The 19714-nt window shown below is 72.6% G+C and carries 18 protein-coding genes; 8 read left to right on the plus strand and 10 right to left on the minus strand.

The features are described 5' to 3' along the window. Positions 1-12: 12 nt before the first annotated feature. The 3 genes from EDC02_RS16685 to EDC02_RS16695 are packed head-to-tail and all read right to left on the minus strand — an operon-like array spanning position 13 to position 2419. Positions 13-1035, minus strand: coding sequence for an LLM class flavin-dependent oxidoreductase (locus EDC02_RS16685; RefSeq protein WP_233605968.1), 1023 nt, complete (start codon positions 1033-1035; stop codon positions 13-15). Continuing rightward, on the minus strand, positions 1025-1417 hold the full coding sequence (locus EDC02_RS16690; RefSeq protein WP_123602768.1) for an SCO5389 family protein: 393 nt from the start codon (positions 1415-1417) through the stop codon (positions 1025-1027). The genes EDC02_RS16685 and EDC02_RS16690 overlap by 11 nt, the downstream gene beginning before the upstream one ends. A gap of 21 nt (positions 1418-1438) precedes the next feature. Further along, positions 1439-2419, minus strand: coding sequence for an ATP-binding protein (locus EDC02_RS16695; RefSeq protein WP_123602769.1), 981 nt, complete (start codon positions 2417-2419; stop codon positions 1439-1441). Positions 2420-2535: 116 nt separating this feature from the next. Between EDC02_RS16695 and EDC02_RS16700 the strand changes: the two genes are divergently transcribed. The 4 genes from EDC02_RS16700 (at position 2536) to EDC02_RS16715 (ending at position 6925) form a co-directional block, all read left to right on the plus strand. Then, positions 2536-4449, plus strand: a complete 1914-nt coding sequence (locus EDC02_RS16700) for a DUF2079 domain-containing protein (RefSeq protein ID WP_370461458.1) — start codon at positions 2536-2538, stop codon at positions 4447-4449. Positions 4450-4529: 80 nt separating this feature from the next. Continuing rightward, positions 4530-5171 carry a lipoyl(octanoyl) transferase LipB gene (gene lipB, locus EDC02_RS16705; protein ID WP_123602770.1) on the plus strand — a complete coding sequence of 214 codons (642 nt, stop codon included), beginning with the start codon at positions 4530-4532 and terminating at the stop codon, positions 5169-5171. A 78-nt stretch (positions 5172-5249) separates the two neighbouring features. Further along, positions 5250-6191, plus strand: a complete 942-nt coding sequence (lipA, locus tag EDC02_RS16710; RefSeq protein WP_123602771.1) for a lipoyl synthase — start codon at positions 5250-5252, stop codon at positions 6189-6191. 44 nt (positions 6192-6235) lie between these two features. Next, entirely contained in the window at positions 6236-6925 is a 690-nt protein-coding gene (locus EDC02_RS16715) for a DUF4191 domain-containing protein (protein WP_123602772.1), read from the plus strand. Positions 6926-6978: 53 nt separating this feature from the next. Here EDC02_RS16715 and EDC02_RS16720 read toward each other — a convergent pair whose 3' ends face one another. Beyond that, positions 6979-7314 carry an RDD family protein gene (locus EDC02_RS16720; RefSeq protein WP_199757861.1) on the minus strand — a complete coding sequence of 112 codons (336 nt, stop codon included), beginning with the start codon at positions 7312-7314 and terminating at the stop codon, positions 6979-6981. Positions 7315-7585: 271 nt separating this feature from the next. Between EDC02_RS16720 and glnA (EDC02_RS16725) the strand changes: the two genes are divergently transcribed. Further along, positions 7586-9010 (plus strand): type I glutamate--ammonia ligase, encoded by a 1425-nt coding sequence (glnA, locus tag EDC02_RS16725; protein WP_123602774.1) that lies wholly within the window; start codon positions 7586-7588, stop codon positions 9008-9010. Between the two features lie 380 nt (positions 9011-9390). Here the strand turns inward: glnA (EDC02_RS16725) and EDC02_RS16735 are convergent, their stop codons facing one another. Further along, positions 9391-9972 (minus strand): TetR/AcrR family transcriptional regulator, encoded by a 582-nt coding sequence (locus tag EDC02_RS16735; protein WP_123602776.1) that lies wholly within the window; start codon positions 9970-9972, stop codon positions 9391-9393. Between the two features lie 82 nt (positions 9973-10054). On the opposite strand from EDC02_RS16735, the gene EDC02_RS16740 reads away from it, so the two are divergent. Then, entirely contained in the window at positions 10055-10381 is a 327-nt protein-coding gene (locus tag EDC02_RS16740; RefSeq protein WP_123602777.1) for a rhodanese-like domain-containing protein, read from the plus strand. 147 nt (positions 10382-10528) lie between these two features. On the opposite strand, the gene mptB is transcribed toward EDC02_RS16740, so the two are convergent. The 3 genes from mptB to EDC02_RS16755 are packed head-to-tail and all read right to left on the minus strand — an operon-like array spanning position 10529 to position 15933. Beyond that, entirely contained in the window at positions 10529-12088 is a 1560-nt protein-coding gene (gene mptB, locus EDC02_RS16745; protein ID WP_123604860.1) for a polyprenol phosphomannose-dependent alpha 1,6 mannosyltransferase MptB, read from the minus strand. Next, positions 12081-15167: a bifunctional [glutamine synthetase] adenylyltransferase/[glutamine synthetase]-adenylyl-L-tyrosine phosphorylase gene (locus tag EDC02_RS16750; protein ID WP_123602778.1), complete on the minus strand. Its 3087-nt coding sequence runs from the start codon at positions 15165-15167 to the stop codon at positions 12081-12083. The genes mptB and EDC02_RS16750 overlap by 8 nt, the downstream gene beginning before the upstream one ends. Positions 15168-15174: 7 nt before the next feature. Further along, positions 15175-15933, minus strand: coding sequence for a type 1 glutamine amidotransferase (locus tag EDC02_RS16755; RefSeq protein WP_123602779.1), 759 nt, complete (start codon positions 15931-15933; stop codon positions 15175-15177). A gap of 220 nt (positions 15934-16153) precedes the next feature. Here EDC02_RS16755 and EDC02_RS16760 point away from each other — a divergent pair, with 220 nt between their 5' ends. Both EDC02_RS16760 and EDC02_RS16765 read left to right on the plus strand, forming a co-directional pair. Next, positions 16154-17071, plus strand: a complete 918-nt coding sequence (locus EDC02_RS16760; protein WP_123604861.1) for an LD-carboxypeptidase — start codon at positions 16154-16156, stop codon at positions 17069-17071. Between the two features lie 116 nt (positions 17072-17187). Next, on the plus strand, positions 17188-17700 hold the full coding sequence (locus EDC02_RS16765; RefSeq protein WP_123602780.1) for a hypothetical protein: 513 nt from the start codon (positions 17188-17190) through the stop codon (positions 17698-17700). 141 nt (positions 17701-17841) lie between these two features. On the opposite strand, the gene EDC02_RS16770 is transcribed toward EDC02_RS16765, so the two are convergent. Then, the gene (locus EDC02_RS16770) at positions 17842-18267 is read right to left on the minus strand and encodes a DUF350 domain-containing protein (RefSeq protein WP_123602781.1); all 426 of its coding nucleotides are present in this window, start codon (positions 18265-18267) and stop codon (positions 17842-17844) included. A 76-nt stretch (positions 18268-18343) separates the two neighbouring features. Further along, positions 18344-19696 carry a type I glutamate--ammonia ligase gene (gene glnA / locus EDC02_RS16775; protein ID WP_123602782.1) on the minus strand — a complete coding sequence of 451 codons (1353 nt, stop codon included), beginning with the start codon at positions 19694-19696 and terminating at the stop codon, positions 18344-18346. Positions 19697-19714 lie beyond the last annotated feature (18 nt).

The raw sequence follows: 19714 nt of genomic DNA on the forward strand, positions 1-19714 counted from the left end.
CTTTCCGACCGGTCAGGGCAGGGCCGGAAGCAGATCGGCGCCGATGGCGGTGATCAGTTCGCCGGTGCCGGCCGGACCGACGCCCTCGACCATCAGCACCAGCCGGTGGGCGCCGACGGTCGCCGCGCTGGCGGCCAGTCGCGCGGCGCACTCCTGGGCGTCGCCCATCGGATGCACCCGCAGCAGGTGCTCGGCGTAGGCGTCGAGGTCCCGGTGGGCCGGCGCCGAACCGTCGATCCGGACGTACTCCCGGGTGGTGGCCAGCCAGGGCGGCAGGGTCCGGCGCAGCGCCCGCTCGGCGGCGGCCCGGGAGTCGGCGAGCCCGATCAGATGCACCGAGGCGTGCGGCACGGCGGCCGGATCGTGTCCGTGGGCGGCGGCGACATCGGCGTACCGGGCCAGCGTGGCGGCCTTCGCCGCGTCGTCGTCGTGCACCCCGAGCAGCAGGGGAAGCCCCCGACTGGCTGCGAGGTCGACCGTGGCCGGCGAGGTCGCCGCCACCCAGACCGGAATCGGACCGGCCGGTCGGGGCACCACCGGCACGTCGCGGAACGCGAAGAACCCGCCGTCGGCGCCGACCGTTTCCGCGCCGGAGAGCCAGCGGCCCAGCAGGTCCAACGATTCGGCGAAGCCGTCCCGGTACCGGTCCAGGCCGGTACCGAAGACCTCCAGGTCCACCCAGGGACCGCCACGGGCGACACCGAGCCGGAACCGGCCGGCGGAGACCGCGTCCAGCAGGACCGTCTCCTCGGCGAGCGCGACCGGATGCCGGTTGGACAGTACGGCCGCTGCGGTGCCGACGGCGATCCGACGGGTGGCGCCGAGCAGGTAGCCGGCGAGGGTGGTGGCGGACGGGCACTGCCCGTACGAGACGAAGTGGTGTTCGGCCAGCCACACGCCGCCGAGGCCGGCTGCCTCGGCGGCGCGCGCGTAGCCGACGGTGGCCGGCAGACCGTGTGCCGCCAGCAGGAACAGGTCCACTGCCGGCCGGTTCAGGTCGCCGGCCACCGGCGCGGTGGTCGGATCAGCAGTCACGCAGCTCGGGTGACTGGTTGCGCAGCTGGGCCACCGGAGAGATGAACTCCTGGTAGATCTCGCCGCCGACGGCGGAGAGTTTGAAGGCGGCCACCCGGTGGCAGTTCTGGAAGGCGAACTTCACGCCGAAGTGCCGCTCCAGGCCGCCCCGGATCGCGTCGCTGGCCAGCGCCCGCAGCAGCTGGCCACGCTCGGCCTCGCTGGGTGGCGGCACCGCGTGGTCGGCGAACTCGGCCGTGCCGCTCTGGGCCTCGGCGGCCACCTGGGACACCACCGACCAGGCGTACGGCAGGGACTGGCGTACGCAGTCGACGAACTCGGCGTCGTCGACCCGGCCGGCTTCGGCCCGCTCCAGCAGGGCGGCGGGTACGTCGAGGGACATGCTTTCTCCTCACGCTGACGGTCAGCGGACCAGCAGCTCTGGTCCGAGTACGAACTCCGGATCGACCTGGTCGGCGAGGTTCTCGCCGACCCGGTCGTTGGCCCAGGCGGCGGCGTTGCGCAGGTGGAACTCCACCGCCTGCCGGGTGTAGCTGGCCCAGTCCTTGCCACAAGCATCGACGGTTGTACGCATCGCGTCCAGAGCGTCACGGTTCGCCGGCTCCATCGCGGTGATCGGCTGGTGCCGGCCCCGCTCGGCCGCCTTGACGAAGGCCGACCGGCCGATCCAGGTCAGCAGATCAGCGCCGACGTGCTCGCGCAGGAACTCCACGTCCGACTCGTCGTCGATCTTGTTGCCGATCACGTGCACCCGTACGCCGTAGTCGCGGGCGTATCCGACGTACTGCCGGTAGACGCCGACGCTGCGCACCGTCGGCTCGCAGACCAGGAAGGTGGCGTCGAACCGGGTGAACAGCCCGGAGGCGAACGAGTCCGCCCCGGCGGTCATGTCGACGACCACGTACTCGCCCGGGCCGTCGACCAGGTGGTTGAGCAGCAGCTCGACCGCGCCGACCTTGGAGTGGTAGCAGGCGACGCCAAGATCGTCGGTGGCGAACGGCCCGGTCACGGCGAGCCGGATGCCGGCCACCTCGCGGACCAGCGCGTCGTAGATCGGGTTGGCCCCGGCGACGGTGAGCAGCCGCGAGCCACGCCCGGGCGGGGTGGTCTTGACCATCGCCGCGGCCGAGCTGATCCGGGGATTGTCGCCGCGCAGGTACTCCTTGATGTCGGCCAGGTGGTCGCCCAGCGCCGGCAGCAGCACCGCCTCGTCGTCGCTGGCACCCAGGGCGGCGGCGAGATGCTGGTTGATGTCGGCGTCGACCGCCAGCAGCGGCGGCGGCCCGCCGTCGACGCCGGCCGGGGTGGCCGCCAGGTGGCGGGCGAACAGGGCCGCCAGGGTGGTCTTGCCACTGCCACCCTTACCGACAAAACAGATCTTCACCGTGGATCTCTCCCAAACAGCTCAACAGGTACGCATACATTGGAAGTCATTTCCAATAACTTCGTCAAGCCTAGGTACGGCACGGGCGTGTCGGGCGAAATTGGTACTCTCCGCCGGTGCCGACCGCTCCGTCCCCACTGCCCGACAGCGCCGCGACCGACCGGCCGGTGACCAGCGGCCGTCCCCGGGGCCGGGTCGGCGGCCCGACCGGGTGGCGCGCCGACCTGGTCGTCGCGGCGGTCGCGGTGGCCCTCGCCGGCTGGGTCACCAGCGGCCTGTGGGCCGGGCCGAACAGCCGGGCGATCACCGTCAACTCCAGCGACCAGGCGCTGTTCGAATGGCTGCTGGGCTACGGCGGGTACGCGCTGACCCACGGCGAGAACCCGCTGTTCACCTACCTGCTCAACGCCCCGGACGGGGTGAACCTCGCGGTCAACACCTCGATCACCGTGTACGCGGTGCTGTTCGCGCCGCTGACCTTCCTGATCGGGCCACCGGCGACCTTCCTGGTGATCCTCACCCTCAACCTGGCCGGCACCGGGTTCGCCTGGTACTGGCTGCTGTGCCGGCTACCCACCGGCGACGGCGGCGCGCCGTTCGTGCCGTCCCGGCTGGCCGCCGCCGTCGGCGGGCTGTTCTGCGGGTTCGCGCCGGCCATGGTGTCGCACGCCAACGCCCACCTCAACTGGACCGCCGGCTGGCTGGTGCCGATCATCGTCTGGCGGGTGCTCGCGCTGCGCGGGCGCCCCGGGGCCCGGCCGCTGACCCGGGGCGGCTGGGCGCGCAACGGCCTGATCCTCGGCGTGGCCGTCTCAGCGGCCTTCTCGATCGCCGCCGAGGGCCTGTTCTTCACCGCCCTGGCCTGCGGCGTGTTCCTCGGCGTCTGGGCGCTGGACCGCAGCCGCGCCGCCGAGGTCCGCGACGCGCTCCCCCGCCTGCTACGCGCCCTGGCGGTGACCGCGGTGGTCGCCACCACACTGTTGGCGTACCCGTTGTGGTTGCACTTCTTCGGCCCGCAGGTGTTCCACGGCACCGGGTTCGACGCCCGGGTGCACAGCGAGGACGTCCTCGCCTACGGGGCGTTCCCGGAACGATCGCTGGCCGGCGTCGCCGGGCTGGGCACCGGGCTGGCGCCGAACGAGACCGAGGAGAACAGCTTCTTCGGCGTACCGCTGCTGGTGTTGACCGTCGGCTGCCTGATGCTGCTCTGGCGGGCCGCCGATCCCGGCCGGCGGGCCACGCTGCGGGCCCTCGCGGTCACCGCCGCCGTGTTCGCGGTGCTCTCCCTCGGCCCCCGGCTGAAGATCGGCGGGACGATCACCGACGTCCCGCTGCCGTACGCCCCGCTGGCCGGCGCGCCGGTGTTCAACGCCGCGCTGCCGGCCCGGCTGGCCATGGTGGTCACCCCGGTCATCGGCATCCTGCTGGCGCTGACGCTGAGCCTGCTGCTCACCCGCCGGGCCGCCGGGCGGGCGCGGTACGGCCGGTGGTGGGCCGCTGCGTTCGTCGCGGCGCTGCTGCCGCTGGCCCCGGCCAGCCTGCTCACCGTCGAACGGGAGCCGATCCCGGACTTCATCACCTCGGGCGCCTGGCGCGACCACGTCAGCCAGGGTGGGGTGCTCGCCCCGGTACCGTTCACCCTCGACGTGCTCCCCGACGGTCAGCGCTGGCAGGCGTACGCGTTCGCGCACCGGCAGGGCGAGTTCGCCATCCCGTCCGGTTTCTTCCTCGGCCCCGGCGGGCCGGACGGCCGGGGCCGGATCGGGCCGGTCCCCCGGGCCACCAACGCGCTGCTGCACGAGGTCGCCCGCACCGGCGTGGTGCCGCCGATCACCGACGCCGACCGGGCCGCCGCCCGCGCCGACCTGCGTTACTGGGACGCCGAGGCGGTGGTGCTCGCCGACCGGGTGCACGGCGCGAAGTTCCCGGTCGACGCCGAGGCCCTGCTGACCGCGACCACCGAGTTGCTCGGCCCGCCGCAGCGGATCGCCGACGTCTGGCTCTGGCCGGCCCCCGAGGGCGGCTGGTGAGCCGGCCGCCCCGGCGTCCGCCGTGGTGAGCCGGGCCACGGAACGACCCGACCGACCGGTAACGGACTAGGCTGGACGACGTGACCAGCACCGTTTCCCGCCTGCGCGGAGTCCGAGCCGGAGTCGTCGACTACCAGACCGCCTGGCAGGAGCAGCGTCGACTGCACGCCGCCGTGGTCGCCGGCGAGGAGCCGGACACCGTGCTGCTGCTGGAGCACCCGAGTGTGTACACGGCCGGCAAGCGCACCGAGCCGTGGGACCGCCCGGTCGACGGCACCCCGGTGGTGGACGTCGACCGAGGCGGCAAGATCACCTGGCACGGCCCGGGGCAGCTGGTCGGCTACCCCATCGTCCGGTTGCCGGAGCCGATCGACGTGGTCGCCTACGTACGCCGGGTCGAACAGCTGCTGATCGACGTCTGCGCCGAGTTCGGGCTGGCCGCCACCCGCCTCGACGGGCCGAACCACAGTGGAGTCTGGGTGCCGGCCGACGACCGTGGACCGGCGCGCAAGGTGGCGGCGATCGGCATCCGGGTGGCCCGGAAGGTCACCCAGCACGGTTTCGCGATCAACTGCGACCCGGACCTGACGGCGTACGACCGGATCGTGCCGTGCGGTCTGCGCGACGTCGGTGTCACCTCGCTGAGCGCCGAGCTCGGCCGGCCGGTGACCGTCGCCGAAGTGCTGCCGATCGTCGAGCGGCACCTGCCAACTCTCGGGTGAGCCAACTCACCCGGTGAGCGGTGGCTGCGCGGTCGCCGGGCCGCCCGAGCGGGCACCGGCCGGCGTAGGCTGACAAGGGTGACCATTGCTCCGGAGGGACGACGCCTGCTGCGCCTGGAGGTCCGCAACGCCGAGACCCCGATCGAGCGGAAACCCCCGTGGATCAAGGTCAAGGCCCGGATGGGGCCGGAGTTCACCGAGCTGCGCGGGCTGGTGCAGCGGGAAGGGCTGCACACCGTCTGCCAGGAGGCCGGCTGCCCCAACATCTACGAATGTTGGGAGGACCGGGAGGCGACCTTCCTGATCGGCGGGGACCAGTGCACCCGGCGCTGCGACTTCTGTCAGATCGACACCGGCAAGCCGGCCGAGTTCGACGCCGACGAGCCCCGCCGGGTCGGCGAGTCGGTCGCGGCGATGGGTCTGCGTTACGCCACGGTCACCGGGGTGGCCCGCGACGACCTGCCCGACGGGGGTGCCTGGCTGTACGCCGAGACCGTCCGGCAGATCCACACGCTGCAGCCCGGCTGCGGCGTCGAGTTGCTGATCCCGGACTTCAACGGCGACGCCGGTCAGCTCGACGAGGTGTTCGCCGCCCGACCGGAGGTGCTCGCCCACAACGTCGAGACGGTGCCCCGGATCTTCAAGAGGATCCGGCCGGCCTTCCGGTACGAACGCTCGCTCGACGTGCTCACCCGGGCCCGCACGGCCGGCCTGGTGGCCAAGTCCAATCTGATCCTCGGCCTCGGCGAGGAACGCTCCGAGGTGTCGCAGGCGCTGCGCGACCTGCACGCCGCCGGGTGCGAGCTGATCACCATCACCCAGTATCTACGCCCGACGCCGCGGCACCACCCGGTGCAGCGCTGGGTCAAGCCGGAGGAGTTCGTCGAGCTGCGCGAGGAGGCCGAGCAGATCGGCTTCTCCGGGGTGATGAGCGGCCCGCTGGTGCGTTCGTCGTACCGCGCCGGCCGGCTCTACCAGCAGGCGTTGCACCAGCGCGAGGCCCAGCCGCTGGCCGGCTGACCGCCCGGTGAACGGCTTCGCCCCCGGCAACTAGACTCCCTCGCATGGCGAAACCCCAGGAGAAGGTGTCGTTCGGCCAGCGGCTGAAGCAGATCGGCATGGTGTTCTCGTTCACCGCCAAGCGCGACAAGTGGTTCGTCCCGCTGGCGGTGGCCGCCGTCGTGCTGCCGCTGGCGATCACCGTGCCGGTGTCGCTGGCCCTGGGGTGGATGTGGCTACCGGTCGGCATCCTGGTGGCGCTGCTCGCCGTGCTGATCGTGCTGAACCTGCGGTCGAACACGGCGATGATGAACGTCGCCGAGGGCCAGCCGGGTGCGGCGGCCTCGCTGCTGGAGAACATGCGCGGTGACTGGCGGGTGACGCCGGCGGTCAGTTCGACCACCCAGATGGACATGGTCCATCTGGTGATCGGGCGGCCCGGGGTGATCCTGCTCGCCGAGGGCAACCCGCAGCGGGTCCGCGGGCTGCTCGGTCAGGAGAAGCGGCGGCTGGCCAAGGTGATCGGCAGCGCGCCGCTGTACGACTACGTGATCGGCACCGACGAGGGCGAGTTGTCGATCCGCAAGATGCGGACGACGTTGATGCGGTTGCCACGCAACCTGACCGGCAAGGACGTCAACGCGTTGGACAAGCGGCTGACCGCGTTGTCGGCCCGGCCGCAGCTGCCCAAGGGTGCCATTCCGAAGAACATGCGCCCGCCGAAGGGTGCCTTCCGGCAGACCCGGGGCCGCTGACCGCCGGTCGCCGCCATTCCGGCCCGGGTGGCGAGTCGGCGGCGAGTCGTGGGTCAGCTGGGGACGGCGACGACGACCGATCCGGCGGCCCGGTCGTGCAGGCCGCGCCGCCGTTCGTCCATCACCAGGGGCGGGATCACCAGAGCCAGCAGCAGTCCGCGCAGCAGTGCCCGGGGTACGCCGATCCGGCCGCCGTCGGCGTCCGAGACGCACCGGATCCGGGCCAGCCACATTCCCGGGGTCTGGGCGAACAGCCCGAGGAAGATGCCGTACTCGGCGATCAGCACCACCACCGGTGGCCAGCCGGACCGGACCGGGTCGGCAAAGAGGCTGGAGATCAGCACACAGAGTAGCCAGTCAATCACTAGGGCACCGGTGCGGCGAAGCAGGCTGGGCGCCTCGGCGCCCGACCCCGCCGGGCCGTCCGTCGCTCCACCCGCAGCCGCGTTTGCGCTTGCCGCCACGCTGCTCCCCCTTCCGATACCCACGAACGGCCAGACTAGTCTGGGCCGTCTGCCGTATCCTGCGGGGGACGATTGGTCGGGATCACGCTCCGCACGGGACGTAACACGGCGGAAACATTAGAGACACGGTGGGGCAACCCTGCGGCCATAGCGTCGCGACCAGCATAGCCATCAGTGCGACGTGCCAGGAGGACGTGTGTTCGCCAATCCCGAGGAACTACTGCGGTACCTCAAAGACGAGGGCGTGAAATTCGTCGACGTACGCTTCTGTGACCTGCCCGGCGTGATGCAGCACTTCAACTTGCCGGTCGAGTCGGTCGACGAGGACATTTTCACCACCGGCCTCGCCTTCGACGGGTCTTCGATCCGTGGTTTCCAGGCGATCCACGAGTCGGACATGCTGCTGCTGCCGGATGTCGCCACCGCCTTCATCGACCCGTTCCGGATCGAGAAGACGCTGGCGCTCAACTTCTTCATCCACGACCCGTTCACCCGGGAGCCGTACTCCCGGGACCCGCGCAACGTGGCCAAGAAGGCGGAGGCCTACCTGGCGGCGAGCGGCATCGCCGACACCGCCTACTTCGGCCCCGAGGCGGAGTTCTACATCTTCGACTCGATCCGCCACGAGACCTCCGCGAACCAGGCCTACTACTACATCGACTCGATCGAGGGCTGGTGGAACAGCGGTCGCGAGGAAGAAGGCGGCAACCGCGGGTACAAGACCAACTACAAGGGCGGCTACTTCCCGGTGCCGCCGGTCGACCACTACGCCGACCTGCGTGACAAGATCGTCCGCAAGCTGATCGACACCGGCTTCACCGTGGAGCGGTCGCACCACGAGGTCGGCACCGCCGGCCAGGCCGAGATCAACTACAAGTTCTCCACCCTGCTGCACGCCGGCGACCAGCTGCAGCTGTTCAAGTACATCGTGAAGAACACCGCCTGGACCAGCGGCAAGACGGCGACCTTCATGCCGAAGCCGCTGTTCGGCGACAACGGCTCCGGCATGCACACCCACCAGAGCCTGTGGCTCAACGGTGAGCCGCTGTTCTACGACGAGACCGGCTACGCCGGTCTGTCGGACACCGCCCGCTGGTACATCGGCGGTCTGCTGCACCACGCGCCGTCGCTGCTGGCCTTCACCAACCCGACGGTCAACTCGTACCGCCGGCTGGTGCCCGGCTTCGAGGCACCGGTCAACCTGGTGTACTCGCAGCGCAACCGGTCCGCCTGCACCCGTATCCCGGTCACCGGCAGCAACGCCAAGGCCAAGCGGGTCGAGTTCCGGGTGCCGGACCCGTCGGCCAACGTCTACCTGGCCTTCTCCGCCATGCTGATGGCCGGTCTGGACGGCATCAAGAGCAAGATCGAGCCGCCGGAGCCGATCGACAAGGACCTGTACGACCTGCCGCCGGAGGAGTGGGGCAACGTCAAGCAGGTGCCGGGTTCGCTGCCGGCCGTGCTGGACTCGCTGGAGGCCGACCACGACTTCCTGCTCGAGGGTGGGGTCTTCACGCCGGACCTCATCTCCACCTGGATCGACTGGAAGCGGTCCAACGAGGTCGACCCGGTCCGTCTGCGGCCGACCCCGCACGAGTTCGCGATGTACTTCGACTGCTGAGACTGATCAAGGCGCTGACCTGGATCAACAGGATTGCCACTGATCCTGGGTCCAGGTTGGGTACAACCTCACGGAACGGCGGTCATGCCGGCTCACAGCCGGCGTGACCGCCGTTCCGCGTTGGCCGAGCGCGTTGTCAACGAGCAGCCGGGTTCGGTTGAGCACGTCCGGAGTCCGGGTATCCGCCACCGGGCCGGCAGACCGACCGCTCCCGAGCGGTCGCCCACATCCGGGAGAAGGTCGCCGCGTTGACAGGCTCGCCACCGACACCCGAGAACAGCAGGCGTGCGGCCCGGCCGCCGACGGTCCGCATCGTCATCAACGTCGACCGCGTCGCAGCCGCCGGCCAGGTGTGGACCGCTTCACGAAAGCGGGGGACCTCACGGGCTGGATGGCTTTGCTACGTGGGCGAGGCGGATGAGGCCGGCTCGTATTCGTTGTTCGCCGAGTTCCGGCAGGAGTGCGGCTACGTGTTCGGCGCCCAGGGCGGCGAGCAGGGCGTGGGCGGTGTGTTCGGGGTCGGGCGTGCCGTCTAGCAAGATCGCTGTGTGGCGGTGCCAGAACCGGTAGGCACCAATCCGGTACCGGGCACCCGGTACCGCCGTCTCCGACATCCTGATCAGGGCCAGGTGTTCCAGCAGGTAGTCGAGGTAGGCGTTGATGAACGCGGCCAGGCGCTCGCCGGCCGATGCGCCGGGGCCGATGGGCGGTGGGCCGTGCAGGATCGCCTCCTGCAGCACACACTCCCGGTTGTCCAGGAGCGCGGCGGCCAGCCCGGACTTGTCACCGAAGCGCCGGAACAGTGTGCCCTTGCCGACGCCGGCGGCTGCCGCCACCTGGTCCATGGATACCGCTTCGACGCCGTGTTCGGCGAAGAGTCTGCCTGCCGCCTCCAGCACAGCGGCGCGGTTGCGTGCCGCGTCTGCTCGCTCCTTGGGCGGTGGGGTGCGCAGGAGTTCCAACGACGTTGCAGAACCGGACTGCGGTCCGTTAACATGGCGAGACACAAGCGGACTATAGTCCAATTCTCTCGGAGGTAGTGGCATGACCGCACTCATCACCCGCGACGAGCTGAAGACAGCGATCGATGCGGGCACCGTGACCGTGCTGGACACGCTGGGCGGCGAGTACTACGCCAAGCAGCATCTGCCCGGCGCCATCGAACTGGTCCTGGCCGACCTGGAAGCCCAGGCGCCCGACCTGCTCCCCGACCGCGACGCCGCGATCGTCACCTACTGCTCCAACCCGGCCTGCCCGAACAGCGGACAGGTCGCCGACCGGCTCACCGCTCTCGGCTACACCAACGTCCGCAAGTACCGCGAGGGCATCCAGGACTGGGCAGAGGCCGGCCTCCCCACCGAGTCCGCCTGACCGCTTCGAAGGGGAAGGCAACGCCAGCACCTTGCCTTCCCCTTGGCGGTCCCAGGCGATCGTGCCGGATCGAGAATCCGCCAAGCACCCAGCAGAGGCACAGACAGCATGGACGGCGTCGACCGGCTTTGGCCCCGCCACCGGCTGTCAGCTCGCGCCGGATCGCCGGGCGGACCGGACCGCCCGCACCACCAGCACGACGATCAGCGCGCACATGGCTACCGTGCCCGGTGCCTTGGTGAGCGCGGCGACTCCCGAGCCGTCCGGCAGGACCAGGAAACCGGCGACCGCCACCGGCAGCAGGAACCACCGGGTGCGGTACGCGGCAGCGGCCAGCAACGCCAACGGCCAGCTGAGGTACCACGGGTAGACGACCGGCGCGGCGAGCACCGTGGCGGCCAGCGCCAGCCCTGCGCCGAACACCACGGTCCCCCGCTCCCAGGTCGCCGGTGTGCCGGTGGGCTCCGCCACCGGCACCGCCCGGCCGGCGGGTTCCACCGGCACCGCCCGGCCGTCCGGACCTCGCCAGCCGGCCAACGGACCACCGCCGCGCCACACCCGCCACCACAGCCACAGCAGGAAACCGGCGAGCAGCGCCAGGCCCACCACGCGGACCGCCCCCACCGCGTCCAGTCGCACCCCGACCAGCCGCCCCAGGTAGTCGATCAGCAGCCCGACGGCGGTCGGCGGCGAGGTCCACTGCCGCGAGTCGCCGCTGCGGGCCAGCCCGGCCACCCAGCCCAGGCCGAGCCCGGACAGCGCGGTGGTCGCCGCGACCGCGCCGACCACCCCCGCCACCACCAGCGCCCCGGCCCGGACCAGGGCGGCCGGCCGGCGCGGCCCGGCCACCGCGAGTACCGCCGCGAACGGCACGACCACCAGGGCCGTCGCCTTCACCGCGACGGCCAGCCCGAGCAGCAGCCCGCCGGCGACGGCCGCCACCGACGCACCACCGGTGCCGCCGGTCCCTGGTCTGGTCACGCGGGCCGATCCGGCGGCGATCACCCACAGCGCCGCGACCAGCAGACCGACCATCAACGCGTCGTTGTGCGCACCCGAGACCAGGTGGATCAGCACCACCGGGCAGCCGACGGTCAGCCACAGCGCCCGGCCGGCCGGCAGACCGCACCTGGCGGCCAGACCGGGCAGCGCCACCGCAACCAGCACCAGCCCGGCCACGGCGGTCAACCGCAACGCCAGCAGGGTGCCGGTCAGGCCGGCACCGACCGCGACCGCCAGCCCGGCGAGCCAGACGAACAGCGGCCCGTACGGGGCCGGGGTGTCGCGCCACAGCGGGGCGACCGCGTCGACCCAGGGACAGCCCTGACCGGCCACCCCGGAGTACGGGTCGCCACCGTCGCGCAGGATCCAGCCCTGGCAGGCGTACGAGTAGACGTCCCGGCTGCCCAGCGGCGGCGCCACCAGCAGCGGCACCACCCAGAGGCCGACGGTGGTCGACGCCCACCGTACCGACGGCACACCGTGCCGCGCCGACCACCAGGCCCACATCATCGCGCCGCTGCCGGCGGCCCAGGCGAGCACGCTGAGCACGCCGGTGCCGCTGGTGAAGACCGCCCAGCCGGCGGGCGGCGGGTCTGGCAGCGCACCGCCCAGACCGGCGGCGACCGCGAGGGCGACCGCGCCGGCCAGACCGACGTAGCGGATGAGGTGGTACCGCGTCCGGGGGTCGCCGCAGCGGTCAGGCACCGAGGACCCGCTCCGCCGCAGCCCGGCAGCGGCGGGCGGTCCGCAGGTAGTCGTCGAGGAACTGGCCGGGGTCGGTGCCGCCGAGCAACCGGACCACGCCGGCCAGCTCGGCACCGTGCCGGGGCAGCTGGTCGGTGGCCCGGCCCCGGACCAGCATCAACGCGTCCCGGACCCGGGAGGCGAGGACCCATCCGGCACGCAACGCGGCCGCGTCGGCCCGGTCGACCAGGCCGGCGTCGCGGGCTGCCGCCAGCGCGACCAGGGTACGGGTGTCGCGCAGCGCCGGCACCGCGTGCCCGTGCCGCAGCTGGGTCAGCTGCACCGCCCATTCGACGTCGGCGAGCCCGCCCCGGCCGAGCTTGGTGTGGGTGGCCGGGTCGGCGCCGCGCGGCAGTCGTTCGGTCTCCACCCGGGCCTTGATCCGGCGAATCTCGACGATCTGCTCCCGGCTCAACCCGCCGGCCGGGTAGCGAACCGGATCGGCGACGGCGACGAACTCCTCGCCCAGCGACGGGTCGCCGCAGACGAACCGGGCCCGCAGCAGCGCCTGCGCCTCCCACACCTTCGCCCACCGGGCGTAGTACTGGGCGTACGCCGCGAGGCTGCGCACCAGCGGCCCCTGTCGGCCCTCGGGGCGCAGGTCGGCGTCCACCCCGAGCGGCGGGTCGGGGGCCGGCATCCCGAGCAGCCGGCGCAGCTCCTCGGCGACCGCGCGGGCGGCGGCGCTGGCCTCGTCGTCGGCGAGGCCGGGCGGCGGGTCGTAGACGAAGAGCACGTCGGCGTCGGAGGAGTAGCTCATCTCGTACCCGCCGAGGCGGCCCATGCCGATGACCGCGAACCGCAGCCCGTCCGGTGGCGGCACGGTCTCGACCGCGACCCGCAGCGCGGCGGCGAGCGTTGCGTCGGCCACCGCGGACAGCCCGGCGCCGACGGCGGCCACGTCGAGCCGGCCCCGGGCCTCCCGGGCCGGGGCCAGCGCGCCGGCCCGGTTGAGCACGTCGGCGCAGGCCAGCCGGAGCAGTTCGCGCCGGCGCAGGGCCCGTACCGCGCGGACCGCCTGGACCGGGTCGGGCGGCTCGCCGCCGCCGCCGCTGCCGAGGTGGCGGGCCGCCGCGGCGTCGAAGCCGGCGCGCAGCACCGCCGCGTCGCGCGGGGTGAGCTCGGCGTCGGAGGCCAGCATCCGCAGTGCCTCGGGCTCGCGGGCCAGCAGGTCGGCGGCGTACCGGGACAGCCCGAGGGTCCGGGCGAGCCGGCCGGCGACCAGGCCTTCGTCGCGCAGCAGTCGCAGATACCAGGGGGTGCTGCCGAGCTTGTCGGAGACCTGCCGGTAGCTCAGCAGCCCTCGGTCCGGCTGGGGTGCGTCGGCGAACTCCTGCAGCAGCACCGGCAACAGGGTGCGCTGGATGGCGGCGGTCCGGGAGACACCGCCGGTGAGGGCTTCCAGGTGCCGCAGCGCCCCGGCCGGGTCGGCGAAGCCCAGCACCTCGAGCCGGCGTCGGGCGGCCTGCGGGGTCATCCGCAGCGACTCGGCCGGCACCCGGGCGACGGATTCGAGCAGCGGCCGGTAGAGCAGCTTGGCGTGCAGCCGGCGTACCTCGGTGGCGTGGCTGACCCAGTCGGCCCGGAACGCCTCGACGACGTCGGTGCCGGGGGTCGAGGCGTAGCCGAGGGCCTGGGCGAGCCGGCGCAGCGCCACCGGGTCGGCCGGCACGGTGTGGGTACGGCGCAGCCCTTGCAACTGCAGCCGGTGCTCGACACCGCGCAGGAACCGGTAGCCGCGCAGCAGCGCCTCGCCGTCGGCGCGGCCGACGTACCCGCCGGCGACCAGGGCCCGCAGGGTGGGCAGCGTGCCGGGGGCCCGCAGCGTCTCGTCGACCCGACCGTGTACCAGCTGCAGCAGCTGGACGGCGAACTCGATGTCGCGCAGCCCGCCGGGGCCGCGTTTGATCTCGCGTTCCAGCTCGCGGGGCGGGACGTTCTCGATGATCCGGCGGCGCATGGCGCGCACGTCCTCGACCGCCTCCGGACGCTCGGCGGCGTGCCAGACCAGCGGCGACAGCAGCCGGATCCACTCCTGCGCGAGGTCGTGGTCGCCGGCCGCCGGCCGGGCCTTGAGCAACGCCTGGAACTCCCAGGTCCGGGCCCACCGCTGGTAGTAGGCGAGGTGGCTGGTGAGGGTACGGACCAGCGGCCCGCGGTTGCCTTCCGGGCGCAGCGCGGCGTCCACCGGCCAGGCCACCAACCCGCAGATGTGGATCAGCCGGGTGGCGACGGTGGTGGCGACCGTCAGGTCGGCGTCGTCGGCGGCGACGAAGATGACGTCCACGTCGGAGACGTAGTTCAGCTCGTTGCCGCCGCACTTGCCCATCGCCACCACGGCGAGGCCGGGCGGACCGCTGCCGTCGGGCAGCTCGGCGACGGCGATGTCGTACGCGGCGGACAGGGTCGCGTCGGCCAGCGCGGACAACGCCGCCATGGTCTGTTCCAGACACCGCCCGCCGGTCAGGTCGGCCGCCGCGATCCGCAGCAGGGCGAGCCGGTACGCCCGGCGCAGCGCGGTGATCGCCGCCGCGCCGACCGGCGGGGTCGACGCAGCGTCGGCGTCGGCGTCGGCGTCGAGGGCACCGTCGGCGGTGGGGGCCACCCCGTTCTCGGTGGCGAGCACCGACCACTGGTCCGGGTTGGCGACCAGATGGTCGCCGAGACTGGACGAGGCACCGAGGACGGCGATCAGCCGTCGACGCAGCCCCGGGTCGGCGTGCAGGGCGTCGAGCACCGGCGACCCACCGGTACCGGAGCCGCCGGCACCGGAGCCACCGGTGCCGTTGCCGGTGCCGGCGTCGCGCCGCTGCGCCTCGACGAGCCGGTGCAGCTGACGCAGCGCCAGATCGGGGTCGGCGGCCCGGGACAGCGCGGTCAGCAGTTCGGCGGCCGGCGGGTCGACCGGCTGCTGCGCCTGCACCTGCCACAGCCCGAGCCCGTCGGGGCCGAGCAGGTCGGCGGCCCGGACGGTGTCCGTACCGCTGACGTCGAAGCCGTACCGGGCGAGCCGGCCGGTGGCACTGGTCGGTCTGGTCATCGGGAGCCTAACTGCCGAGCAGCGGAAGGGTCCGGGGGATGTCCGAGTCGGGCAGCTGGCCGAGGGCGAGCGCGGCGAACCGGACGGCGAACGGTTGCCAGACCTCCTCGATGTCACCGAGCACCTCGACGCAGGCATCGACGACCACGTCGGCGGGCAGGCGCAGCTCGGTCAGGATGGTCGACCCGGCCGCCCAGGTGCTGACCATGTCCCGGTCGCATTCGATGTGGAACTGCAGCCCCCAGGCCCGGTCACCGAGACGGAACGCCTGGTGGGGGTAGTGCGTCGAGGCGGCGAGCAGCACCGCGCCGTGCGGCAGTTCGGTGATCTCGTCGACGTGCCACTGCAGCACGTCGGGCGCGAGTGGCACGTACCGGAACAGCGGATCGGTGGCGGCGGCGTCGCGCTTGCCGACCAGCGCGGGCCCGATCTCCGGGCCGGCGGCGCTGCGTTCGACGGTGCCGGCGTGCGCGGTGGCGAGCAGGTGGGCACCGAGCCCGATGCCGAGGGTCGGGATCCGCTGGCGGACGGCCTTGCGCAGCAGCCCTTCGACCGCGGGAAGCCAGCCGGCGGCCGGGTCCGGACCGACGGCGGACGGACGGCCGCCGAGGACGATCACCGCCGGTCGGCCGGCCAGGTCGGCCGGGACCGGATCGTCGGCGTACGGGCGGCACACCTCGGTCGGCAGGCCGGCCTCGGCGAGCCACTCCCCCAGCCGTCGCAGGTCGTCGGTCGGGTCGTTCTCGATCACCAGAGCGCTGCCCACGTGTCGAGGCTATCCAATCGGCTGCGGCGGGGACCGTAGGTGGTGCCTGCGTGCTCACGGTTGCGTACTCGTAAAATCTGCTCGCTCGGACCGGAACCGAATCTGCTCGTTCGGACCGGCAACCTCGCGTAGTCTCGCGCCGGTGACCGACCCGCGACCGGCCGACCGCCGAGGCGGCGAGCCACCTTGCCCAGCCGCTGAGCCGGTCCCACCCGGTGCGCTGACGTTGCACCCGCCCGCGCTGCGGCCCGGTGACGAGGTCCGGATCGTGGCCCCGGGTGGGCCGGTGGCCGCCGAGCCGGTCGAGCGGGGAATGGCCGTGCTGGCCGGCTGGGGCCTGCGTCCCAGGTTGGGCCGGCACGCGCTGGGCCGGCACGGTTTCCTGGCCGGCACCGACCGGCAGCGGGCCGCCGATCTCGCCGAGGCGTTCGCCGACCCGGCGGTACGCGGCATCGTCTGCGCCCGGGGCGGCTACGGCACCCAGCGGGTGGTGGACCTGCTGGACATGGCGGCGGTACGCCGGGATCCGAAGGTGGTGTGCGGCTACTCCGACATCACCGCGCTGCACCTGGCGCTGTGGCGGGGCGCCCGGTTGGCGACGGTGCACGGGCCGGTGGCGGCCTGGGACGACGAGCGGACCCCGGCGGTGTCCGCCGGGTCGCTGCGCCGGACGCTGATGGAGCCGGTGCCGACGGTGGTCACCCGGTCGCCGGATGAGGCCGGCGCGGCGGTGCTGGTGCCGGGTCGGGCCGACGGCACCCTGCTCGGTGGCAACCTGACCGTGCTCGCGGCCTCGGTGGGCACCGCCGACCTGCCGGACCTGACCGGGGCGATCCTGCTGATCGAGGAGATCGGCGAGCCGCCGTACCGGGTGGACCGGCTGCTCACCCAACTGCGCCGGGCCGGCGCGCTGGAGCACCTGGCCGGGGTCGCGGTCGGCCAGTTCACCGGCTGCGCCGACCGGCACGGGGTGGACGTCGCCGAGGTGCTCGCCGAACGACTGGGTGATCTCGGCGTACCGGTGCTGGGCGGGCTGCCGCTCGGGCACGGGCAGACCCCACGCACCGTCGGCCTCGGCGTACCGGCCACCGTCGACGCCGCCGCCGGCACCCTCACGGTCTCCCCCGCCGTGCGCTGACCTGAGCCGGCCGGATTCTCAGCCCGTTGACAGCTTCGGCATGGGTTGCGTTGAGGGCAGCCGGGCACCGTCGGTCAGGTCACCGCACCACACCGAGACGACATCCGGAGGTCGACTTGTCCAGACGGATCACGAGGAAGCGGGCGCTCGCGGGCCTGGCTGCGGCGGGCGTGCTCAGCGTCGGGATCGCGGCGCCGACCATCGCCTTCGCGCAGGAGGGCGCCGAGCCGAGTGCCAGTGCCAGTGCCAGTGCCGATGGATCGACCGGCGAGGAGCGCCGGGCGGCGAAGATGACCGAGCTGGCCGAGGCGCTGGCCGCGGAACTTGGCGTCTCCGCCGACGACGTCACCGCCGCGCTGGAGAAAGTCCGTGAGGAGGGGGCCGGCGACCGGCCCGAACGCGGAGAGCGGCCGGAGGGGACGGCCGACCGGCAGGCGGCGCTGCAGGAGCGGCTCGACGCGGCGGTCGCCGACGGAAAGCTCACCCGGGCCGAGGCCGACGCGGTCCTCAAGGCCTACGAGGAAGGGGTACTCGCCGGCTCCGGACGCGGCGGCGGTCCGGGCCGTGGCGGCCCGATGGGCGGTACGGACGAGGAGCCGGAGGCCGCCCAGTCGCCGGACGGCACCTGACCCGACCCCGCCCCCGAAAGGTCCTGGCGCCGGAGCGCCCCTCGCGGGGTTGCTCCGGCGCCAGGACCGTCTTCGCGCCGGCCGGCAGCGGGCCGCCGATCTCGCCGAGGCGTTCGCCGACCCGGCTCAGGCGATGCAGGCTCAGGCGATGCAGGCGCAGACGATCAGGGCGGCGCCGAAGTGCGACGCGGCGCTGACCCGGGCGGCGGGGTGTGGCTCGTCGGAGCAGATCACCGCGCCGAGCCGGCCGGGGGTCAGCCAGTCGAGCACGGCGAAGGCCAACGCCATGATGCCCAGCCCGATCAGTCCGAAGAGGACCGTCGAGGCGAGCCCCTTGGTGAACGACGGGTAGCTCGTCAGGATCGCGGTGAAGACGATGCCGGCGACGCCGAGCTGGTTGGCGGCGAGCAGCAGCGCCGCGTTGCCGTTGCGCTGCACCCAGATCAGCTCGCGCAACTTCCCAGGGGTGAGCCAGTCGACCACCACGAAGCCGGCCGCCATCAGAGCGACGCCGACCGCTCCGAAGACGATGCTCTGCCAAGCTCCGGTGAGCAGATCCTCCAGCACGCACGTTCCTCCCGATCGGGTCGCCGCGGGGGCGGCGAGTGTCGGGAGGGACGATAGCGTGGCGGCGCCAGCCCGCTCAGAGCGCGCCGAGGTAGCGGCGACGCTCGTACGGGGTGACCTCGCGGCGGTACTGCTCCCACTCGGAGCGCTTGTTGCGCAGGAAGAAGTCGAAGACGTGCTCGCCGAGCACCTCGGCGATCAGCTCCGAGCTGGCCATCACCTCGATGGCCTCGGAGAGGTTCTCCGGCAGCGACTCGTACCCCATCGCCTTGCGCTCGGCGGCGGACAGCGCCGACACGTCGTCCTCGGAGCCCGGCGGCAGCTCGTAGCCCTCCTCGATGCCCTTGAGGCCGGCGCCGAGCATCACCGCGAAGGCCAGGTACGGGTTGGTCGCCGAGTCCAACGAGCGGACCTCGACCCGGGCCGAGTTCGGCTTGCCGTACGCGGGGACGCGCACCAGCGCGGACCGGTTGAGGTGCCCCCAGCACACGTACGCCGGGGACTCGGTGATCCGGTCCGGCAGCGCCTGCGGGAACAGCCGCTTGTAGGAGTTGACCCACTGGTTGGTGACCGCGGTGTACTCGCGGGCGTGCACCAGCAGCCCGGCGATGAACGCCTTCGCGACCTTGGAGATCTTCATCGGATCGCCGGCGTCGTGGAAGGCGTTGCGCTCGCCCTCGAACAGCGACAGGTGGGTGTGCATCCCGCTGCCCGGCTGGTCGGTGAAGGGCTTGGGCATGAAGGTCGCCGCGACGCCGTGCGACAGGGCGACCTCCTTGACCACGTGCCGGAAGGTCATGATGTTGTCGGCGGTGGTCAGCGCGTCGGCGTAGCGCAGGTCGATCTCCTGCTGACCGGGGGCGACCTCGTGGTGGCTGAACTCGACCGAGATGCCGATCCGTTCCAGGGCGAGCACCGCCTGGCGGCGGAAGTCACGGGCCACCGCGTGGGTGGTGTGGTCGAAGTAGCCGCCGGAGTCGACCGGCACCGGGGTGGACCCGTCGGCCGGGCTGTTCTCCAGCAGGAAGAACTCGATCTCGGGATGGGTGTAGAAGGTGAAGCCCTTGTCGGCGGCCCGGGACAACGCCCGGCGCAGCACATGCCGGGGATCGGCCCAGGACGGTGTGCCGTCGGGCAGCAGGATGTCGCAGAACATCCGGGCGCTCTCGCCGCTGACGCCGCCCTCGAACGGGAACACCTGGAATGTGGTGGGATCCGGCATGGCGACCATGTCGGACTCGAAGACCCGGGCGAACCCTTCGATGGCGGATCCATCGAAGCCGATGCCTTCCTCGAATGCTGCCTCAAGCTCAGCCGGCGCGACCGAGACGCTCTTGAGCGTGCCGAGCACGTCGGTGAACCACAAGCGAACGAAACGGATGTCGCGCTCTTCCAGAGTACGGAGCACGAACTCCTGCTGACGGTCCACGTCTACCCCTCGTGACAC

Origin of the sequence: Micromonospora sp. Llam0 (assembly GCF_003751085.1) — a bacterium.
In the GTDB taxonomy this organism is placed as follows: Bacteria; Actinomycetota; Actinomycetes; order Mycobacteriales; family Micromonosporaceae; genus Micromonospora_E.